15 protein-coding genes are annotated in these 15,896 nt (G+C 62.0%); 7 read left to right on the plus strand and 8 right to left on the minus strand.

Going from position 1 to position 15,896, the window contains the following annotated elements:
* From B058_RS18195 to msrP, 3 genes are all read right to left on the minus strand, one after another.
* A partial coding sequence (locus B058_RS18195; protein WP_211208703.1) for a hypothetical protein occupies positions 1–221 on the minus strand: 221 nt, incomplete at its 3' end.
* Between the two features lie 145 nt (positions 222–366).
* Positions 367–984, minus strand: a complete 618-nt coding sequence (locus tag B058_RS0113600; protein WP_018509041.1) for a protein-methionine-sulfoxide reductase heme-binding subunit MsrQ — start codon at positions 982–984, stop codon at positions 367–369.
* On the minus strand, positions 984–1,922 hold the full coding sequence (msrP, locus tag B058_RS0113605) for a protein-methionine-sulfoxide reductase catalytic subunit MsrP (protein ID WP_018509042.1): 939 nt from the start codon (positions 1,920–1,922) through the stop codon (positions 984–986). Before msrP ends, B058_RS0113600 begins: the two co-directional genes overlap by 1 nt.
* Before the next feature lie 333 nt (positions 1,923–2,255).
* Here msrP and B058_RS0113610 point away from each other — a divergent pair, with 333 nt between their 5' ends.
* Together B058_RS0113610 and trxA are read left to right on the plus strand one after the other, a co-directional pair.
* Positions 2,256–2,522 carry a hypothetical protein gene (locus tag B058_RS0113610; RefSeq protein WP_018509043.1) on the plus strand — a complete coding sequence of 89 codons (267 nt, stop codon included), beginning with the start codon at positions 2,256–2,258 and terminating at the stop codon, positions 2,520–2,522.
* Positions 2,523–2,713: 191 nt separating this feature from the next.
* The gene (gene trxA / locus B058_RS0113615; RefSeq protein ID WP_018509044.1) at positions 2,714–3,094 is read left to right on the plus strand and encodes a thioredoxin; all 381 of its coding nucleotides are present in this window, start codon (positions 2,714–2,716) and stop codon (positions 3,092–3,094) included.
* Here trxA and hda read toward each other — a convergent pair.
* Entirely contained in the window at positions 3,085–3,732 is a 648-nt protein-coding gene (hda, locus tag B058_RS0113620) for a DnaA regulatory inactivator Hda (RefSeq protein WP_018509045.1), read from the minus strand. The two genes, trxA and hda, sit on opposite strands and share 10 nt — an antisense overlap.
* Positions 3,733–3,855: 123 nt before the next feature.
* Between hda and nadA the strand changes: the two genes are divergently transcribed.
* Together nadA and B058_RS0113630 are read left to right on the plus strand one after the other, a co-directional pair.
* Complete coding sequence (gene nadA, locus B058_RS0113625; RefSeq protein WP_018509046.1) at positions 3,856–4,920, plus strand: quinolinate synthase NadA; 1,065 nt, start codon at positions 3,856–3,858, stop codon at positions 4,918–4,920.
* A gap of 9 nt (positions 4,921–4,929) precedes the next feature.
* A complete protein-coding gene (locus B058_RS0113630) occupies positions 4,930–5,865 on the plus strand; it encodes a DUF808 domain-containing protein (RefSeq protein ID WP_018509047.1) in 936 nt (311 codons plus the stop codon).
* A gap of 10 nt (positions 5,866–5,875) precedes the next feature.
* Here the strand turns inward: B058_RS0113630 and B058_RS0113635 are convergent, their stop codons facing one another.
* Together B058_RS0113635 and B058_RS0113640 are read right to left on the minus strand one after the other, a co-directional pair.
* A complete protein-coding gene (locus B058_RS0113635; RefSeq protein ID WP_018509048.1) occupies positions 5,876–6,727 on the minus strand; it encodes a PhnD/SsuA/transferrin family substrate-binding protein in 852 nt (283 codons plus the stop codon).
* Positions 6,724–8,016, minus strand: a complete 1,293-nt coding sequence (locus B058_RS0113640) for a sensor domain-containing diguanylate cyclase (protein ID WP_018509049.1) — start codon at positions 8,014–8,016, stop codon at positions 6,724–6,726. Before B058_RS0113640 ends, B058_RS0113635 begins: the two co-directional genes overlap by 4 nt.
* Before the next feature lie 210 nt (positions 8,017–8,226).
* On the opposite strand from B058_RS0113640, the gene B058_RS0113645 reads away from it, so the two are divergent.
* From B058_RS0113645 to B058_RS0113655, 3 genes are all read left to right on the plus strand, one after another.
* Positions 8,227–11,997, plus strand: coding sequence for a DUF3683 domain-containing protein (locus B058_RS0113645; RefSeq protein WP_018509050.1), 3,771 nt, complete (start codon positions 8,227–8,229; stop codon positions 11,995–11,997).
* 130 nt (positions 11,998–12,127) lie between these two features.
* Positions 12,128–13,162: a PEP-CTERM sorting domain-containing protein gene (locus tag B058_RS0113650; RefSeq protein WP_018509051.1), complete on the plus strand. Its 1,035-nt coding sequence runs from the start codon at positions 12,128–12,130 to the stop codon at positions 13,160–13,162.
* Positions 13,163–13,228: 66 nt separating this feature from the next.
* Positions 13,229–13,636, plus strand: a complete 408-nt coding sequence (locus B058_RS0113655) for an HIT family protein (RefSeq protein ID WP_018509052.1) — start codon at positions 13,229–13,231, stop codon at positions 13,634–13,636.
* Between the two features lie 95 nt (positions 13,637–13,731).
* Here the strand turns inward: B058_RS0113655 and phoR are convergent, their stop codons facing one another.
* Complete coding sequence (phoR, locus tag B058_RS0113660) at positions 13,732–15,084, minus strand: phosphate regulon sensor histidine kinase PhoR (protein ID WP_026240930.1); 1,353 nt, start codon at positions 15,082–15,084, stop codon at positions 13,732–13,734.
* Between the two features lie 31 nt (positions 15,085–15,115).
* Complete coding sequence (phoB, locus tag B058_RS0113665; RefSeq protein WP_018509054.1) at positions 15,116–15,808, minus strand: phosphate regulon transcriptional regulator PhoB; 693 nt, start codon at positions 15,806–15,808, stop codon at positions 15,116–15,118.
* Between the last annotated feature and the right edge of the window lie 88 nt (positions 15,809–15,896).

A 15,896-nucleotide genomic window follows, 5' to 3' on the forward strand; every position in this document is an offset into this window, starting at 1 on the left:
GCCAAAAAGGCAGCACCGGCTAAAAAAGTCGCCGCCAAAAAACCGGCAGCCAAGCCCGTAGCCAAGAAAGCCGCCGCCAAGCCGGCAGCCAAAAAATCTGCTGCCAAACCGGCAGCCAAAAAAGCGGCACCGGCCAAGAAGCCTGTAGCGAAGAAAGCGGCACCTGCCGCCAAACCCGCGCCGGCTCCTGCGCCTGCCCCCGCACCGGCGGTACCGGTCATCAAGCCTTTCGGGCTCTAACAGGTCGGGCACTGCCCAATCTGAAACGGGGGCGTGTCCCCCGTTTTTTTATTTGAATGCCGCGCGAGTCCGCCCTTGGTTCATGTACGGCCCCTGCCGGCGACTTCTCGCGTCAGGCCTCGTGTCTCATCTAGCCAATACCAGCCGGTTCCGCACTGCATGCAGCGCATTCTGGCCCCATGGCAAGCGCATGGCCAGCAACAGGATCAGCGCCGTACCGAATATCAGGGGTTGCGTCAGGTCTTTCTTCACCAGCCACAGGTAGTGGATCACTCCCAGCGAAGCGATCAGATAGACCAGGCGGTGCAACTGCTGCCAGCGGCGGCCCAGACGACGCATCATGGCGTGGGTCGAGGTGGCGGCGAGCGGGATGAGCAGCGCGCAGGCGGCAAAGCCGACCGTAATGAAGGGGCGTTTGACGATATCCTTTGCGATACCCGCCAGATCGAAGAACTGATCCAGCCATAGATAAGTCATGAAATGCAGCATGGCATAAAAAAAGGCGAACAAGCCCAGCATGCGACGATAGCGGATGAGGTCGGCCCGTCCGGTCAGCCGCCGCAAAGGGGTGACAGACAGCGTCGCCAGCAGCCCGACCAGCGTCCAGGTACCGGTTGAATGAGTGATGAACTCGATCGGATTCGCCCCCAGTTCGTCAGTGAAACCGAGCACGAACAACCGCGCCAGAGGCAGCAGGCAGACGGCAAACAGCCAAAACTTCGGATTGCGCAGGATCGCGCCCATCAGAATAACCTCTGCAGATCCATGCCGCGATACAGTTGCGCAACCTGGGCACCGTAGCCATTGAACATCAGCGTGTCGCGTTTCAGGAATTCGCCGATACGGCGCTCCTTTGCCTGGCTCCAGCGGGGATGGTCGACCTGCGGATTCACATTGGAATAAAAGCCATACTCCTGCGGCGCCGCGCGCATCCATGCCGTCAGCGGCTGTTTCTCGACGAAACGGATCCTGACGATGGACTTGGCGCTCTTGAACCCGTACTTCCACGGCACCACCAGCCGGATCGGCGCACCATTCTGATTGGGCAGCACTTCGCCATAGAGCCCGACAGCCAGTATCGCCAGCGGGTGCATCGCCTCATCCAGCCGCAAGCCTTCGACATACGGCCAGTCCAGCACACCCGAACGCTGCCCCGGCATCTGCCTGGGGTCGTTCAGGCTGACGAATTCGACGTATTTTGCCTTGCCGGTCGGCGCAGCACGGCGAATGAGCTCGCTCAAGGGAAACCCCACCCATGGGATCACCATCGACCACCCCTCCACACAACGCATCCGGTAGATGCGCTCCTCCAATGGCGCCAGTTTCAACAGCGAATCGATGTCGTAAACGCCCGGTTTGCCCACCTCGCCCTCGACCGTCACCGTCCACGGACGCGTTATCAGGCTGCCGGCATTGTCGGCCGGGTCGCTCTTGCCGGTGCCGAATTCATAGAAGTTGTTGTAGGTCGTGACCGCCTTGTAAGGGGTTTTCTCGTCGCCCAGCGTGTAGGCGCTGCTCCGCACACCCGCCAGTCTGGTGCCGGCCTGTACATCGGGGGCGACTCCCAGGGTGGCACTCGCTGCCAACACACCCATGCCCAGCATGAAGCGGCGGCGTTCCCGGTATATTTCGGGCGGCGTGATTTCGGACGGAAGAATATCGCAGGATGGGCGCAGGGGCATGACGGGGTCCTATCAATATAAAAGGGAGCTACTCTGACAGTCGGAACAGGCCGGGCATCCTTACAGTCCATTGCACGGTTGACTCCGTCATGCCGCGTTTGTTTCGCATGGCCCACCCATTCCCGAAAGCCACTGCTCCCTTCCTCCAAGGCACGCCTGGAATGACGAATCGCGTACCGCGCTGACGAAGCTTCGTCAGCGCGGTACCGCCCAGGCTTCATCAAGCCGTCAAACCCCCTTGGTTTAATGCGGTTTCCAGCGCCATCAGACAACACGGGAGATTGGCATGAACCCTGCTGAAGTCCTTGTACAGGAAAGACAGGAGAGATAGAAATGATTGAACTGGAACCCGGCAACGCGCTGGACATCGCCTTGAAGGAAGATGCGCATGGCCGTGACCGTGTCGTCGTGACCCTGGAGGCGCACGGGTGCGAACTCAACCTCACCCCGCATCAAGCCCGGGTGCTGGCCACCGAACTGATCATGGCAGTGAACCGCGCGGAAGTGCGCGGCAATCTGAAGCATAGCCAGAACATGGTGCGGAGCTCGCAGCCCGCCGAGCATAAGCGCAGCCTGTTCAACCAGGCTTTTGCCAAATAGATTCAGGCCAGTCGGCTTCGACTGGACCGGGGCAGAGGGTTGATCAGCCCACCGCCCGATAAGCCGCCTCCGCATTGTCGGAGGTCCACCATCCGTGATAGGGTGGCACTAGGCGCGAAGGTTCGTCCTCGCGCCTTTTTATTTCCAGACCCCTGTCGGGTGTCTTCAATTACAACATTGCGGGAATCAGCATGGCCGTCATCGAACTCACCCAGGACAACTTCGAATCCACCATCAACGGCAATGACGTCGTCGTCGTCGACTTCTGGGCCCCCTGGTGCGGCCCCTGCCGTGGATTTGCCCCGATTTTCGAAGCCGCGTCCGACAAGCACGCCAATATCGTGTTCGCCAAGGTCAATACCGAGGTCGAGCAAGAGCTGGCCGGCTACTTCCAGATCCGCTCCATCCCCACGCTGATGGTGTTTCGCGAGCAGGTCATTCTCTATTCCGAAGCCGGCTCACTGCCCGCCAACGCGCTGGACTCGCTGATCGAACAAGTAATGGGACTGGATATGGCGCAGGTTCACAAGGACATCGCCGAGCAACAAGCACAGAACCAGAGTCAGGCCTGATTCAAAAGCAACTGCCGCAGCAGCGGCAGCGTGATCGGGCGACGCGCCTCAAGGCTGAACCGGTCGAGCGCCTCCAGCATCCGCAGCAGACTCTGCATATCCCGAGCGGTGTGATTCAACAGATAGTCGGCCACTTGGGGTTCGAGCCGAAACCCCAAGGTTTCGGCATGCTGGCTCAAGGCGGCGCGTTTTTCGGCATCGTCCAGGCCATGCAACTGGAATACCAGGCCCCAACCCAGACGAGTCTGTAGTTCCGGCATCACCGGCAGTTCGGCCGGCGCCACATTTCCCGCCGCCAGCCACAGACCGCCCGCTTCACGAACGCGGTTGAACGCGGCGAATCCGGCATGCTGCTGCGCATCGTTCCAGCCCTCCACCTGATCCGCGATCACGGCCTGCGCAGCCTGCTGCCCGCTGAACTCCACCGTCATCCCGTGTGCCCGGCAGGCATGCGCCCAGGCTGCCAGCAGATAGCTCTTGCCGCTGCCTGGCGCGCCCCATATATAGACCATGCGTTCGGCCGCAGTCCCCTCCAGCATGATCTGCAATTGCGCCATCAGCTCGACGTTGCGCCCCACCACGAAACGGGCGAGTTCGGGTTGGGCGGGCGGCCGGATATCCAGGAGCAGTTGCTGCATGGGACGCAAGGATAAGGCATAAGCCCCGGCCTGCTCCAGAAAAACCCGGAGGCTGCCATGTGAAAACGCCGCGCGCGCGCGGCTATACTTGACGCTTCCACTCCTGATGTCCGAGTCGCCCCGATGAGTTCCGTTTTCCCTGTCCCGGTCAAACCCGTGATCCAGCCCCCGCCCATGGTGGAAGAAATCCTTGGCACCGAGGAACGCGACACGCTTAAATCCCGCATCAAGACGCTGATGAAGCAGCAGGATGCGGTGCTGGTCGCACACTACTACACCTCGGCCGACCTGCAGGATCTGGCCGAGGAAACCGGGGGCTGCGTGTCCGACTCGCTGGAAATGGCGCGCTTCGGCCACGCCCATCCGGCAAAAACGCTGATCGTCGCCGGGGTCAAGTTCATGGGCGAAACCGCCAAGATCCTCAACCCGGAAAAGCGCGTCATCATGCCTGACCTGGGGGCCGACTGTTCGCTCGACCTCGCCTGCCCGGCAGACGAATTCGCCGCTTTTTGCGACGCCCATCCCGACCGGATATCGGTCGTCTACGCTAACACCAGCGCAGCCGTGAAAGCGCGCGCCGACTGGGTCGTCACGTCCGGCATCGCTGCCAAGATCGTCAAATACCTGCATCAGCAGGGCCACAAGCTGTTGTGGGCGCCGGACCGCCACCTGGGCGACTACGTGCGGCGTATCAGCGGCGCCGACATGCTGCTGTGGCAGGGCTCGTGCGTCGTGCACGAGGCGTTCAAGGCCGAAGCGTTGAAGCAGTTGCGGGCGGCGCACCCCGACGCCGCGGTGCTGGTGCACCCCGAGTCGCCCGAATCCGTGATTGCGCTGGCCGACGTGGTCGGTTCGACCACCCAGCTGATCGAGGCGGTGCGCACCCTGCCCAACCCGGAATTCATCGTCGCCACCGACAACGGCATCTTCCACAAGATGCACGCCGCCGCCCCGGGCAAGGTCCTCCTGGAAGCGCCGACCGCCGGGGAAGGCGCGACCTGCACCTCGTGTGCGCACTGCCCCTGGATGGCGATGAACGGCCTGCGGAAACTCGCCGACGTCCTGGAAACAGGCGGCAACGAAATCCATATCGAGGAATCCATCCGCGCCCGCGCCCGGCAGTCGATCCAGAAAATGCTGGATTTTGCCGCGGCCGAAAAGGCCGGAACCATCCAGTTGGGCGACTGAGGCGCCCTCATGGCTGGAACCAGTCTGCTTGCCCTCATCGACGACATCGCCACGCTACTTGACGATGTGGCGCTGCTGACCAAGGTCGCCGCCAAGAAAACCACCGGCGTGCTCGGCGACGACTTGGCACTGAATGCGGAGCAGGTATCCGGGGTACGCGCCGAACGCGAGCTTCCGGTCGTGTGGGCAGTATTCAGGGGTTCGCTCAGAAACAAGCTCATCCTGGTGCCGGCAGCGCTCGCCATCAGCGCCCTGGCGCCGTGGGCCATCACCCCGCTCCTGATGCTGGGCGGGGCCTTTCTATGCTACGAAGGCTTCGAGAAGCTGGCGCACAAATTCCTGCACAGCCGCGGCGAGGACGACACGCACAAAACCGAACTCGCACAGGCGCTGGCCAATCCGGCCGTCGACCTGGCCGAGTTCGAGCGCGACAAGATCAAAGGTGCCATACGGACCGATTTCATCCTGTCTGCCGAAATCATCGTCATCACTCTGGGCACCGTGGCCGCCGCGTCGTTCGGCACCCAGGTTGCCGTGCTTGCCGGCATCGCCATCCTGATGACCATCGGGGTATACGGGTTGGTGGCCGGCATCGTCAAGCTCGACGATGCCGGGCTCTACCTCAGCCGACGAAGCGGCAATGGCCTCGCCGGCATGCAGCGCAGCATCGGACGCGGCATTCTGCGCGTCGCACCCTATCTGATGAAAAGTCTTTCCGTGCTCGGTACGGCGGCGATGTTCCTCGTCGGCGGCGGCATCCTGATCCACGGCCTGCCAGGCACGCACGGCCTCATGCCCGCCGTCGCCCAGGCTGCGCACGCCGTACCGGCCTTCGGAAGCGGATTGGCTGCAATTACACCGCTGCTGGTCAATGCGCTGGCCGGTATCGTGGCCGGAGGGATGGTCCTGAGTGGCTTGACGGTTGCCCGGCGCCTGTTCCGGTAACCCGCCCTGCCTATTGATAGGGCTGGATCAGCTTGCGCACCGGATCGTAAGCCTGGTCGTCGACGACAGCGAAGCCATCGTAGACACTGTCGAATGCTTCCAGCGTGGCGCTCCCATCGGGAGAGGTCTTTTTAAGTGCCAACAAGGCATCTCGCAGCTTGTTGCGCACGGCCACAGGCATGCCCGGGTGTACGGCAAAAATATAGGACGGCAGGGGAGGTGTCCTGCCGATCACGACGATGCCCTTGTTCTTGAAATCGTCGGCGACGGAGTCTTTCAGGATGCCGCCGTCAAAATCCCCGGCCAGTACGGCCTTGGCGATATTGTCGTAATGCCTGAGATAGGCGAAGTGCGAGAAGTCCGTCAGTTTCACACCCATCGACTCGACTGACGCCCTTTGCAACAAGGCCTTCTCATCGCCAAAGGCAAAGCGCTTGCCCTTGAGTTCGGCTGGAACGTGGAGGCCTGACCCGGCTTTCACTCCGATGACCAGGGAAAAATACGGGCGCCCCTGGTTGGTGGGCGTAACCAGCGGGACCACTCCGTATTTCTTGCGCGCCTCGATGTAGGCTACCGGCGTGAGATAGGCGATCTGCGTCTGACCCGTGCCCAGGTCTTCCACGGCAGATCCCAGGTTGGGCGATGGCCGGAAGCGGATATTGAGATCGGTGCTTAGTGCTAGATAGTTTGTCAGCGCGCTCATGCGCTTGATCATCTCGACCGGAATGTCCATGGCCACCGAGCCCATGGTTACCTGGCCGCCCGGCGTATGCTGTTTCGGCGCAGCCCAGGCAAAGGGAAGCATCGCACCTATCAGAAGCGTGACCAGTACGGCCTGCGCAGCGACCTGTTTTGGTTTCATGCTGATTCTTTTCCGTGTAAAGGTGGTGCGTCGGCATCGCGATACACGCTGTAGCAGTCCCGTCCGCTGTGCTTCGCCTGGTAAAGGGCCTTGTCGGCCGCATAGTAGAGGGCTTGCGGCGTTTTCATGGAATCGTCGCATTGGGCAATCCCGACGCTCAGGCTGATGCTCAGCCGCTTGTCTTCGTAGTGAAAGCAGTGCGCACGGACACCTGCCAGCAGAATCTCGACGAACATTCCAGCCTGCTCCGCGTTGGTGTGATACAAAACGATGCCGAACTCGTCTCCTCCGAGGCGCGCGGGCAGATCGGACTTACGGACGTGCAAACGCATGAGGGTGCCGATTTCGCGGAGGACCTCATCTCCGGCGCCGTGGCCATGGCTGTCGTTGATCAGCTTGAAATGATCGATGTCGAACAACACCAGGGCGATGTCTTCCGCATAACGTTCGGATTGATGGAACATCCGCGACAGGGTTTCATCGAACTTGCGGCGATTCGGCAATTCGGTCAGCCAGTCGGTCGTGGCCATGGCGCTGAGCAAGTCGAGCGCATGCTCGAGCTCGCGGGTGCGCCCGCCCAACTGGATGTTCTTGTCCCGCAGCTCCTGGTTCGCAAAATCGATCTTGCTTTGCAACTTGTCGTGGTAACTGGCAAGGGACGTGTTCAAAGTATTGAACACCAACACCAGCCGGCCGATCTCGTCGCCGCTTTTGACCTCCAAGTAACGGGCGACGTACGAATCGCCTTTTTCCGTCGCCTCTTCCATGGCCGTCGTCAGCTTGCGGATCGGAGAAACAATGCCGCGTGCGGTAAACAAATAAACGATCAGCCCGAGTATCGCGCCAAAAACGGCTTGTTCGACAAACACACGCCAATAGAGCGCAGCCAGCGCTCGTTCCAGTGCATCGGTCGAAATATTGACAGTCACGGCGCCAATGGTCTGGCCGTTGAATACGACAGGGGCTTCGAAACGCTGGTGGGTCCGAGCATCGTCTACCTCGGACTGGGCCATGATGCGCCCATCCCGGTTGCGGATGATGACGCGGATCACATTGTCTTGCCGGGCAACGTTGGCGGCGAGCATTTCCAGATTGCCATAATCGTACCCGGCTATCAGGGAGGCGGCCCCGGAGGCGGTGGCATTGGCGACGCTTTGACCCGCCTTGCCGATCAGTTCGCTGAGCGAAGTGCGTTCGCTCTGGACGCGAATCACGCCGATGACGGCCGACGTGACCAGTACGCCAACCATGACATAGCCCATGAGCTTGATGCCCAAACCAAACTGCAAGTCAATCTCCTCTATGAGGCCAGGCGACCGAATCTTTTTTCCTTATTCGGTAATCGGCTTGCCCAACGAAAGATGAAGTCCCCGATGTAGGTAAGGATGACGCGGCCCGCCCGCCCCCGGTCTGCCCGAACCCATCCATATCCCGTAAAATACCGGCTTTGAAGCAGATCGATTCGGCTCCGCCCCGGCGATGCCCGAGTCCAATCCAGCATGACCGCACGCCTGCGCGAAATCCCCTACAACTACACCTCGTTTTCAGACCGCGAAATCGTCATCCGCCTGCTCGGCACCGAAGCATGGGGCGTACTCAACACGCTGCGTGGCGAACGCAAGACAGGGCGTTCGGCCCGCATGTTGTTCGAGGTGCTGGGCGATATCTGGGTGGTTCGGCGCAATCCCTATCTGGAAGACGACCTGCTCGACAACCCCAAGCGGCGGCAGATGCTGATCGACGCATTGCGCCATCGCCTGCACGAAATCGAAGTGCGGCGTCAGGGCAACGAGCTGGTGGGACAACTGCTGGCGGCGGCGGAGCGCGCGGTGCGCGAATTCGAGGCCTGGTTCGCCGACACGGCCAGTCTGCGCGCGCGTATCCAGCGCCGTCTGGCCGGCGTGACCCGGCGCGACAACATCGCGTTCGATGGCCTGGCACGCGTCTCGCATGTCACCGACGCGACCGACTGGCGCGTGGAATACCCTTTCGTAGTGTTGACGCCGGACACCGAAGCCGAGATGGCCGGCCTCGTGGCCGGGCTGATCGAGCTGGGCTTGACCATCATTCCGCGCGGCGGCGGCACCGGCTACACCGGCGGCGCGGTGCCGCTCACCGAACACGCCGCGGTCGTCAATACCGAAAAGCTCGAAACGATGAGCGTGGTGGAACTGCAGCATCTGCCCAGCTGCGAATTCGAAGTGCCCACCATTCATTGCGGCGCCGGCGTCGTGACCAAGCGGGTGATGGAAGCGGCCGACGCCGCCGGCCTGGTGTTCGCGGTCGACCCCACGTCGGCCGATGCCTCGACCATTGGCGGCAACGTGTCGATGAACGCGGGTGGCAAGAAGGCCGTGCTGTGGGGGACCGCGCTGGACAATCTGGTGTCGTGGAAGATGGTCACGCCCGACGCAAGCTGGATCGAGGTGAGCCGGCTTAACCACAACCTCGGCAAGATCCACGACGCGCCCTCGGCAACCTTCGAGATCCGCCATTTCGCCGCCGATGGCAAGACGCCGAAAGGCTCACCGGAGATCCTCACCATCCCCGGCAGCCGCTTCCGCAAGACCGGGCTGGGCAAGGACGTCACCGACAAATTCCTCGCCGGCCTGCCCGGCATCCAGAAGGAAGGCTGCGACGGCCTCATCACCTCGGCACGCTTCATCCTGCACCGGCTGCCCGCGCACACCCGCACCGTGTGCCTGGAGTTCTTCGGCACGGCACGCGACGCCACCCCGGCAATCGTCGAAATCAAGGATTACTGCGATGGCCATCCGGATATCCTGCTTGCCGGGCTGGAACACCTCGACGCGCGCTACGTGAAAGCGGTCGGCTACGCGACCAAGGCGCCTCGCGCCACGCGGCCTAACATGGTGCTGCTGATCGACGTGGTGTCGGACAACGAAGTCGCGGTCGGCGAAGCCGCCTCGAAAATCGTCCAGCTCGCCAATGCGCGCGGCGGCGAAGGCTTCATCGCGGTGTCCGCGGAAACACGCAAGAAATTCTGGCTCGACCGCGCCCGCACCGCAGCCATCGCGGCGCATACCAACGCATTCAAGATCAACGAGGACGTGGTGATCCCGCTCCCCCGTCTGGGCGACTACACCGACGGCATCGAACACATCAACATTGAGCTGTCGATCGCCAACAAACTGAAGCTGCTCGACGCCTTGTCCGAGTTCTTCGCGGCGCCACTGCCACTGCTGGAGGACGACGATACCGTCGCCGATCCGGTGCAGGTGGAAGAAAAACAGGTCCAGGCACGCAATCTCATCGCTGCCGTGCATGCCCGCTGGGCAGGCTATCTGGCCGATCTCGATGCGCCGCACGAGAGCGGCACCGTGTTCACCGCCCTGCGCGACAAGCATATTCGCGTGTCATGGAAGCGCGAGGTGAAGCGCGAACTGCATCAGCTCTTCATCGGCCGCGAATACACCAAGGTGCTCGAATCCTGCGACCGCATCCACAAGGCAGTATTGAAAAGCCGCGTGTTCGTGGCATTGCACATGCACGCCGGCGACGGCAACGTGCACACCAACATCCCGGTCAACTCCGACGATTACGCCATGCTGCAGGCGGCCAACGCCGCAGTGGCACGCATCATGGCGCTGGCGACCGATCTCGGCGGGGTGATTTCCGGCGAACACGGTATCGGGTTGACCAAGCTGGAGTTTCTCGACGCTGCGACCATCGCGACCTTTGCCGAATACAAGAAGAAAGTCGATCCCGAGCACCATTTCAATAAAGGCAAGCTGCTGCCCGGCGCAGATCTGCGCAATGCCTACACGCCTTCATTCAGCCTGCTGGAAGCCGAATCGATCATTCTCGAAGCCTCCGAGACCGGAGCCATCGCCGACTCGATCAAGGATTGCCTGCGCTGCGGCAAGTGCAAGCCCGTGTGCAACACCCATATCCCGCGCGCCAATCTTCTGTACAGCCCGCGCAACAAGATCCTCGCCACCTCGTTGCTGATCGAGGCCTTCCTGTACGAGGAACAGACCCGGCGCGGCGTATCCCTGAAGCACTTCGACGAATTTGGCGACGTCGCCGACCACTGCACCATCTGCCACAAGTGCAAGAATCCCTGTCCGGTCGACATCGACTTCGGTGACGTATCGATCGCCATGCGCAACATGCTGCGCAAGCAGGGCAAGAAGAAATTCAATCCCGGCACCTGGGCGTCGATGGCCTTCCTCAACGCGACGGATCCCGCCACCATCAAGGCGCTGAGAAAGCCGCTGATCGAATGGGGCTACGCCAGCCAGCGCCTGGGCAACCAGCTGTTCAAGCGCATGGGCCTGATCCAGGCGCAGACCCAACATCCGCCCGCCACGCTGGGCCGGCCGAAGCTCGTCGCGCAGGTGATCCATCTGGTCAACAAGCCGATGCCGGGCGGGCTGCCGAAGAAGACTTCGCGCGCGCTGCTGGGCCTGGAAGACCCGTCCATCGTCCCCATCCTGCGCAATCCGGCCAAGCTGTCCGACGATTCCGACGCAGTCTTCTATTTTCCCGGCTGCGGTTCGGAACGCCTGTTCTCGCAGGTGGGGCTCGCTACCCAGGCCATGTTGTTCGAGCTCGGCGCCCAGACCGTGCTGCCGCCCGGCTACCTGTGCTGCGGCTATCCGCAGACCGCGGGCGGCCAGGCCGACAAGGGCGAAGCGATCACCGCGGCCAACCGCGTGCTGTTCCACCGCGTCGCCAACACGCTCAATTACCTCGACATCAAGACCGTGCTCGTGTCGTGCGGCACCTGCATGGACCAGCTCCTGAAATACGAATTCGAGAAGATCTTCCCCGGCTGCCGGCTGCTCGACATCCACGAATACCTGATGGAAAAAGGCGTCAAGCTCGACAACGTAAGCGGCGAGAAATACCTCTTCCACGACCCCTGCCACACGCCGATGAAAACCCACGCGCCGATGAAAGTCGCCAACGCGCTATTGGGCGGCGGCGTGCACCTGTCCGATCGCTGCTGCGGCGAATCCGGCACGCTCGCCGTCAGCCGGCCGGACATCTCCACCCAGATCCGCTTCCGCAAGGAAGAGGAAATCCGCGCCGGGGTCGCCGCACTGGCCACCGGCAACCAGCCGGTCAAGCTCCTGACCAGCTGCCCGTCGTGCCTACAAGGACTGGCACGCTACAGCGACGACACGAATACCGAGCCGGATTACATCGTGATCGAACTGGCGAAAAAACTACTGGGCGAGAACTGGATGACGAACTACCTCACCCGCGTCGGGAATGGGGGGATCGAGCGCGTGCTGTTGTAAACCTCCAGTTCGACCGGAAAATCCGGGGCGCGATTGCCCCGGAAAACCCGCCATGCTATCGTCCGGCCTGCGGAGACCAGATATAACAAGCTGTTAAATCAAATACTTGGTCTTAGGGGAGAGGAAAATCATGCACGTCCGTCTGACGACGCTTGCTGCCACACTCATGGTCGGCGTCACACCTGCTTGGGCAACCGATTTGCCCACTTACGAAACCTATTCGGCCGCTGCGGATTTCGGCACGAATCTTGTCGGTAGCGATCCAACGTATACGCAGCTACTGGACACCACGACGACGCTAGGGGCAACTGCGCAAATTAATGGCTCGGGATATACGGCTTCGGCCAGCACGAACATGGGTAGCAACCACGCCTATGCGAGCGCCAGCACCATGCCCGCTAATGTGCTCAGCGCAGGGAGTTTCTCGGGCTGGTACGACCAGGTCACGATCACCGGCGGCAGCGGCACGGGCACTGCGAACTTCACGGTGCAATTGAGTGGTACGGTCGATGTCGGTGCAATGGCGGGCGGACTCAGCTACACGCTGGGAACCAGCAGCGTGCACCCAAGCCAGCTCACCAGTAGTCTTCAGTATTTCAGTATCAACCCATCGCCTTGGCCAATGGATGCGGTCAATCCGATTGCCACTTACTGGCTCGGCGTTTCGCCCTACAACGACACGTCGATTCTTTTCTCCAGCACGCCTTATCCCACTGATCCCGCGAGTGGAGGGATCCCCGCCCTCGGCCCGACTCTTGGAGGCGACGCGGGCATGGGATTCCCTACCCCAGACCTTGTTCTCACTCCCGGTTCGGGACAGAGCGTCAACATCACCCTACATGGCACGCTCAACTTCACCTACGGTGAAGCGTTCTACCTGATTGGCGGCCTGGGTGCATCAGTGATAGGCGATGGATTGCAGTCCTTTTGTTCCTTCCCTATTGGAGATACGTGCACACCGCCAGTCAAGGACGGCACTGGCGCCACCACCCTCGACTTCTCCAACAGCGCGAACCTCGTCAACATCGCGCTGCCCGAGGGCGCAACGGCCAGCTTTGCCTCCGGCAACGCCTACAACGTAACCACCGTGCCCGAGCCCGGCGCATGGTTCATGCTGCTGGCCGGGCTGGGGCTGGTGGGCTGGCGGGCATGCCACCGCTCCTGAGCGGCTACTTGCCAAGCCTGGTCCCGCCCCGCATCATGCGGGGCGTCTTGTTTCAAGGAAGCGCGCATGTCTGATTGTCCCTTATGCGATGCGCCGGGCGGGCGGGTGTTGTGGCAGGATGAGTTCTGCCGCGTGGTGCTGGCCGACGAACCGGATTATCCCGGTTTCCTGCGCGTGATCCTCAACCGCCACGTCCGCGAAATGACGGATCTGGTGCCGGAAGAACGCTCGCGTTTGATGATGTGGGTGTGCAAAACCGAACAGGTCGTCCGCGACGTGATGGGGCCCGACAAGATCAATCTCGCCTCGCTCGGCAACGTGGTGCCGCATCTGCACTGGCACGTAATTCCGCGCTTTGCGGGCGATCCACATTTCCCGAATCCGGTATGGGGGGAGAAGCTGCGGGAAACGTCTCACGTGGTACCCGCCGACCTGGATGCGCAGCTTGCCGCGGCGCTCAACTCACTGGTGTAGTCCCGCCTCAAAACCGCTGAAGCACCAGGAACCACGCTACCACCCGCGAGGGGCAGGCCGTGGTTCTAAAGGCGCTAAAGCGCCAAGAACCACGCTCAGCCGACGGCTTGCCCGCGTTCGGGAAACGGAATGACCGTGCCGCTTTTCTCTGCGCCGGGGAGTTGAAGACGCTGAGCAGGGAAAACGGCCGAGAAGGTGCTGCCCTTGCCGGGCACGGACTGGATCTCCAGGCGCGCACCGTGGCGGGTCAGCACATGCTTGACGATGGCAAGCCCCAGTCCGGTGCCGCCGGTTTCGCGCGAACGGCTGCGGTCCACCCGATAGAAACGTTCGGTCAGGCGGGGAATATGCTCGGCAGCGATGCCTTCGCCGGTATCGATGACTGAAAAAACACCCTCCCCGTTGCGCTCGCGCCAAGCCAGGGTGATTTCGCCGCCTTCCGGGGTGTAGCGCACGGCATTCGACACCAGGTTACCGAGCGCGCTGCGGATTTCCTGCAGGCTGCCTTTCAACCAGGCCTCGCTCTGGCACTGCAGACCGACCCGATGTCGCCCGCGGCTCAGCGATTCCGCCTCGGCCTTCAAGGCCTGCGCCAGTTCGGGTACGTTGACGGGTTCGTCCTTGAGCGTGTGATCGGCGCTTTCCAGCCGCGACAGGGTCAGTAGATCGTCAAGCAGATGCTGCATGCGGCGGGTATGGTCCAGCATCAAGTCAAAATAATGGCGGCTCTCGGCGGCAGGCAGATCGGGGGCATCGGCGAGGGTCTCGACAAAGCCGCCGACCACGGTCAAGGGCGTGCGCAGTTCATGCGAGACATTGGCGATGAAGTCGCGGCGCATCGCATCGACGCGTTCGAGGTCGGTGATGTCGCGGGCGACCATCAGCTTTTGCGACTCGCCGAACGGCACCAGTTGCAGGGACAGGGTGAGCTCGCGATTGACCGGCGATCTGCAGACCAGGCGCCGCGAATAATCGGCAGCGTCGAGAAAGTCCAGGAACTGCGCCTGCCGCAGCAGGTAGCGGATGAACTGGCCGCGGTCGCGCTCACAGTCCAGCCCCATGTAGGTACGGGAAGCGGGATTGCACCACTCGATCTGCTCGCTGCGGTTGAGGATGACCATGCCGTCGGGCACGGCCATCGCGGCGTGTTCGAACTGTTCGAGCGCGGTGGTGAGCTGGCCGCGGCTGGCTTTCTGACGTTTCTGGAGCTTTTGAAGGCGATAGAAAATGTCGCCCCAGGTGCCGGTGGCGTCGGGCGGCTCCACTTCGTCCGGATTTTCCAGCCAGCGCGCCAGGCGGAATTCCTGCCACAGGCGGCGCAACATCACGAAGGCCTGGACGCCGGCCAGGAATCCCAGCGCAGCCACCCATCCGGAACCGGCCCACAAGATCAGCGCCACCAGCAATACGCCGGCCAGCACACTGAGTGGACGCCACCAAAAACCCATGTTCGCCTGCTTGAAAACCGCGATGGGCGGATTATCCCACGTCGGCCGAAAAGCGGTAGCCCGAGCCGCGCACGGTCTGGATCAGTTCGGAATGACCGGACGGCTCCAGCGCCAGGCGCAGGCGGCGGATGTGGACGTCGACCGTACGTTCCTCCACGAACACGTCGTCCCCCCACACCTGGTCGAGCAACTGGGTACGCGAGTAGACACGCTCGGGGTGCGTCATGAAGAAGTGCAGCAGGCGGAATTCGGTCGGCCCCAGTTCCAGCGCCTGGCCCTTGCCCTGCACGCGGTGGCTGGTGGGATCGAGCTTCAGGCCGTTGATCTCCACCGGTTCGTCGGTCATCTGCGGCGCACGGCGGCGCAGCACGGCCTTGATGCGCGACACCAGTTCGCGCGGCGAGAACGGCTTGGTGATGTAATCGTCGGCGCCGGTATCCAGCCCCAGCACCTTGTCGCGCTCTTCTCCGCGCGCAGTCAGCATGATGATGGGAATCGGCTGGTAGCGTTCGTCGCTGCGCAGGCGCTTGCACAGGTCGATGCCCGACATGCCGGGCAGCATCCAGTCGAGCAGGATGACGTCGGGCAAGGTGTTCTTGAGGAATTTCAGGGCATGCTCGGCATCGCCGGCGGCGGTGACCTGATGGCCGGCCTGCGCCAGGTTGAACTTCAGCAGTTCCTGGATTCCAGGTTCGTCTTCGACCAGCAAAATATTGGCAGCCATGGGGTCTCCGGCCTTGTTTTGATGGTGGCCATACTATGACAGCAGTATGACTGATTTATGACACCGGGCGGGCCTGCCCGAATCCGCG

The organism is Thiobacillus thioparus DSM 505 (assembly GCF_000373385.1).
Classification (GTDB): Bacteria; Pseudomonadota; Gammaproteobacteria; order Burkholderiales; family Thiobacillaceae; genus Thiobacillus; species Thiobacillus thioparus.

Coding starts and splice junctions, on each gene's coding strand:
- phoB (WP_018509054.1), bottom strand. CDS start 15,808: ATGGCTGCCAATATTTTGCTGGTCGAAGACGAACCTGGAATCCAGGAA.
- msrP (WP_018509042.1), bottom strand. CDS start 1,922: ATGCCCCTGCGCCCATCCTGCGATATTCTTCCGTCCGAAATCACGCCG.
- B058_RS0113645 (WP_018509050.1), top strand. CDS start 8,227: ATGACCGCACGCCTGCGCGAAATCCCCTACAACTACACCTCGTTTTCA.
- B058_RS0113655 (WP_018509052.1), top strand. CDS start 13,229: ATGTCTGATTGTCCCTTATGCGATGCGCCGGGCGGGCGGGTGTTGTGG.
- phoR (WP_026240930.1), bottom strand. CDS start 15,084: ATGGGTTTTTGGTGGCGTCCACTCAGTGTGCTGGCCGGCGTATTGCTG.
- B058_RS0113635 (WP_018509048.1), bottom strand. CDS start 6,727: ATGAAACCAAAACAGGTCGCTGCGCAGGCCGTACTGGTCACGCTTCTG.
- B058_RS0113610 (WP_018509043.1), top strand. CDS start 2,256: ATGATTGAACTGGAACCCGGCAACGCGCTGGACATCGCCTTGAAGGAA.
- B058_RS0113650 (WP_018509051.1), top strand. CDS start 12,128: ATGCACGTCCGTCTGACGACGCTTGCTGCCACACTCATGGTCGGCGTC.
- hda (WP_018509045.1), bottom strand. CDS start 3,732: ATGCAGCAACTGCTCCTGGATATCCGGCCGCCCGCCCAACCCGAACTC.
- nadA (WP_018509046.1), top strand. CDS start 3,856: ATGAGTTCCGTTTTCCCTGTCCCGGTCAAACCCGTGATCCAGCCCCCG.
- B058_RS0113600 (WP_018509041.1), bottom strand. CDS start 984: ATGGGCGCGATCCTGCGCAATCCGAAGTTTTGGCTGTTTGCCGTCTGC.
- B058_RS0113630 (WP_018509047.1), top strand. CDS start 4,930: ATGGCTGGAACCAGTCTGCTTGCCCTCATCGACGACATCGCCACGCTA.
- trxA (WP_018509044.1), top strand. CDS start 2,714: ATGGCCGTCATCGAACTCACCCAGGACAACTTCGAATCCACCATCAAC.